The 476-nt window shown below is 42.4% G+C and carries 1 protein-coding gene; it reads right to left on the reverse strand.

What is annotated here, in order from left to right:
• Nucleotides 1–95: 95 nt before the first annotated feature.
• Nucleotides 96–476: NifB/NifX family molybdenum-iron cluster-binding protein (locus ACTNDQ_RS15450; RefSeq protein ID WP_441065005.1), on the reverse strand; the 381-nt coding region annotated here is incomplete at its 5' end.

Genomic DNA, 476 nt, shown 5'->3' on the forward strand with positions numbered 1-476 from the left:
TGGGTACGTGACATTGAGAGTTCCTCCTTATTCTCTTTATTATACATGAATTCTTTGAGAATAAGGTGTCAACTTTATTTATACAACATCACTTCTTAATGACAACTGTGGCTTCCACATCCATGCTCGCCACATGTATGTCCTTCCCCGTTGTTGTGCTCGTGATGAGAACATTTCACATCCGGATTATACTCAAGTGTTTCATTGATAAAAGCTTCTACTGCTTCATCCGCATCTCCGGAAACTCCTCCGAAAAGCTTGATGCCTGCTGCCGCTAACGCTGTCTGTGCGCCGCCTCCAATTCCGCCACAAATCAAAACGTCTGCATTCAATGCATTAAGAACTCCTGCCAATGCGCCATGTCCACTTCCATTCGTATCTACTACTTCTGAATGTACTACTTTTCCTTCCTCTACATCGTAAATCTTAAATGTCTCTGTGTGTCCAAAGTGCTGGAAAATCTGTCCATTTTCATA

Source organism: Blautia massiliensis (ex Liu et al. 2021) (genome assembly GCF_052064225.1).
GTDB lineage: Bacteria > Bacillota > Clostridia > Lachnospirales > Lachnospiraceae > Blautia_A > Blautia_A fusiformis.